We start from the raw sequence: 2916 nt of genomic DNA, 5'->3' as shown, positions 1-2916 counted from the left end.
AGGCGATGGACGGAGAACGCCCCGAGGCCCAGGACGAGCACCACCAGGGCGATCCCCGCCACCCTGTCTGGGGCCCACCGGACACGGCGCCACCACGGAGGGTCGGCCCACGCGCCCGGGTCGGGATCCGAGGGCGGCACCCGTTCGGGACGCCTGCCGTCCGGATCGGAGTCGGCCCACGGCACCGGGGGCGCTGCCACCGGGGTGGTCCGGGTGGCGGGGTCGGCCGGAGGTTCCGGGGCCGCCGGGCCGGTCACGCCGGCCAGACGCTGGAGGGTGGCCGCGCGGGCCGGGTCCCGGGCGGGGTCACCGGTGGTCGCGGACCGCGACCGGGGGTCGGAGGACATGCGCCGAACCTAACCCGGCCGCCGCCTCCGCCCCGGGTCGCGACCGCGCGTCAGGGGCCGCCCTGTGGAGAGACGGGAGGGATGGGGAATCCGGTGTCCACGAGGTCGGTCACGGAGACGCCCACGGTCCCCGGGCCCAGGTGCCACGCCAGGACCTCGTCGAACTCGACGACCAGCACGCGCTCCGGGAACGGCGTCTCCTTGCGGATCTCCGTGGCCATCTCCTCCGCGCGCTCGGGGGCCTGGTGGTGGTGGACGGCCACCAGCACGTCGCCCCGGCCCACCTCGTCGCGGAGCAGGGCCCGGAGTCTCTGGTGGGCCTTGGTGGTGGTGCGGGCCTTGGCCGCCAGGTCGACCGAGCCGCCCCGCAGCACGATGACCGGCCGCATGGAGAGCGCGCTGCCGAAGATCGCGGCCACCGCGCTGATCCGGCCACCGCGACGCAGACTGTCCAACGATTCCAGTGCGGCGAACGTCGATGCCCCCCGGCACAGCCGCTCCACCAACTCGTACGTGGCGGACAGCCCGAGCCCGTTCTTGGCGGCCCACGCGCTCTGGGCGACGGCGGCCCCGAACGACATCCCGGCGCCGCGGGAGTCGGAGACCAGGACCCGGCCGCCGAACCTCGTGGCCGCGTCGGCGGCGGACTGCCACGTGCGGGACAGCTGACGCGAGAGGTGCACCGAGACGATGCCCGTGCAGTCAGGGTCCTCCAGCAGCCCCCGGTAGATCTCCGCCAGCTCGTCCGGGGTGACCGCGGCGGTCGACACCGCCCGGTCCCCCTCCTCGACCACGTGCAGGCCCACGACGGTGATGCCGAACTCGCGGACCCACGCCTCGGGCAGGTCCGCGCTGGAATCGGTGACCAGACGGACGGTCATGACGGGACCCCCGGGGGCGTGAGGCCGGCGTTCCACTGGTCCAACCGCCACAGGACGTCGCGGGCCCCGTCCGTCGTGGGACCGATCTCAGGGGTCGGGAGCGCGGCGGCCCCGGAGGGCCGGGGATGCGCGGACAACTGCACCCAGCACGTGTTCCCCAGGCCGTTGAAGATCGGGTACTGCTCGACGGGGAGCTCGAGCAGGGCGGCGGTGAGCGCGGCGATCGCACCCCCGTGGGCCACGATCACGGCCGGGTGCTCGCTCCACCCGGGAGAGGAGTCCACCAGCTCGTCGACCACCTGGCGGGTCCGCCGGGCCACGTCGAGCCGGCTCTCGCCCTCCGGCGGAGACCACCGGGGGGTGCTGCGCCAGCGCATCCGCGCCTCCGGCCACAACTCGTCGACCTCGGAGTGGCTCATCCCCTGCCACGTGCCCAGGTCGGTCTCCCGCAGCCGGGCGTCGGTCCGCACCTCGAGCCCGACCTCGGACGCCAGGGCCCGCGCCGTCTCGCGGGCGCGCTGCAGGTCCGAGGACAGGACGGTCCAGGGTCGACGAGGCGCCAGGGCGCGCCCGACCGCGTGCGCCTGCTGGACCCCCAGCTCGCTGAGCTCGGTGTCCAGCTGTCCCTGCATCCGGAACGCGGCGTTGTAGTGCGTCTGTCCGTGACGCAGGAGGATGAGACGACGGGTCACCGGGGTGTCAGAGCCCCTGATCCCGCTGCGGCTCCTCGGGGGCGAGCGAGTCGTCGGCGCCGGCGGTCGACGCCGCGTCCCTGCGGGTGGTCTCCACGCCCTCGACCTCCACGACGGGGCAGTCCTTCCACAGGCGGTCGAGCGAGTAGTACTCGCGCTCGTCGACGTGCTGGACGTGGATCACGACATCGTTGTAGTCCAGGAGGGCCCAGCGCCCCTCGCGGGTGCCCTCGCGCCGGAGCGGCTTGTGTCCCGCCTCGCGGAGCTTGTCCTCGATCTCGTCGACGACGGCGTTGACCTGGCGCTCCGTCTCGGCGGAGGCGAGCACGAAGCAGTCGGTGATGATGAGCTGTCCGGAGACGTCGATCACGACGATGTCCGTCGCCAGCTTCTCGTCCGCGGCGCGGGCGGCGACGCCGGCGATCTCGATGGCCTGGGGGCTTGCGGTCACTGGGGGTTCTCCTCGGAGTGGGGGTCGGTGGTGACGGGCTCCCGGTGTACCGGGGCCGTCGCGGCGGGCTTCCCGTCGAGCCTGGTGGAGCCCTCGGGTCGGTAGAGATTGCGTTTGGCGATGTACTGGACCACGCCGTCCGGCACGAGGTACCAGACCGGGGCGTCGGCGCCGGCGCGGCGGCGGCACTCGGTCGACGAGATGGCCAGCGCCGGGATCTCGAGCAGGTGGACCCGATCGTCACCGATCTGCTGGAGGTGGGTGTCCGAGAGTTCGAAGCCCGGGCGGGACACCCCGACGAACGTGGCCAGACCGAACATCTCCTCCCAGCCGCGCCAGGTGAGGATCTTCTCCAGCGCGTCGGCGCCGGTGATGAAGAACAGCTCCGTGCCCGGGTGCTGCCGCAGCAGGTCCCTCAGCGTGTCGACGGTGAAGGTGGGACCCTGCCGGTCGATGTCCACGCGACTGACCGAGAACCGGGGGTTGGAGGCCGTCGCGATCACGGTCATCAGATACCGGTCCTCGGCGGGCGAGACCGTCCGTCC

Annotated in this window: 4 protein-coding genes and 1 pseudogene; all 5 read right to left on the bottom strand. The window is 73.3% G+C overall.

The features are described from left to right. Window positions 1-347 (bottom strand): annotated as a pseudogene (locus B4M60_RS06785) (hypothetical protein); the annotation flags it as partial. A gap of 50 nt (window positions 348-397) precedes the next feature. Then, on the bottom strand, window positions 398-1228 hold the full coding sequence (locus tag B4M60_RS06780; protein WP_291081506.1) for a DegV family protein: 831 nt from the start codon (window positions 1226-1228) through the stop codon (window positions 398-400). Beyond that, a complete protein-coding gene (locus tag B4M60_RS06775; protein ID WP_291081505.1) occupies window positions 1225-1920 on the bottom strand; it encodes a histidine phosphatase family protein in 696 nt (231 codons plus the stop codon). Before B4M60_RS06775 ends, B4M60_RS06780 begins: the two co-directional genes overlap by 4 nt. Before the next feature lie 7 nt (window positions 1921-1927). Then, entirely contained in the window at window positions 1928-2371 is a 444-nt protein-coding gene (rsfS, locus tag B4M60_RS06770) for a ribosome silencing factor (protein ID WP_291081504.1), read from the bottom strand. Further along, on the bottom strand, window positions 2368-2916 hold a 549-nt coding region (gene nadD / locus B4M60_RS06765; RefSeq protein ID WP_291081503.1), incomplete at its 5' end, for a nicotinate-nucleotide adenylyltransferase. The genes nadD and rsfS, both read right to left, overlap by 4 nt.

This window comes from Dietzia sp. UBA5065 (assembly GCA_002415925.1).
In the GTDB taxonomy this organism is placed as follows: domain Bacteria; phylum Actinomycetota; class Actinomycetes; order Mycobacteriales; family Mycobacteriaceae; genus Dietzia.
The sequence above is the reverse complement of the archived record's forward strand: the minus strand, read 5'-3'. Positions and strand labels throughout refer to the sequence as shown.

Bases quoted from the DNA above. Each gene is read 5' to 3' on its own strand.
- B4M60_RS06780 (WP_291081506.1), bottom strand. From the start codon at position 1,228: ATGACCGTCCGTCTGGTCACCGATTCCAGCGCGGACCTGCCCGAGGCG.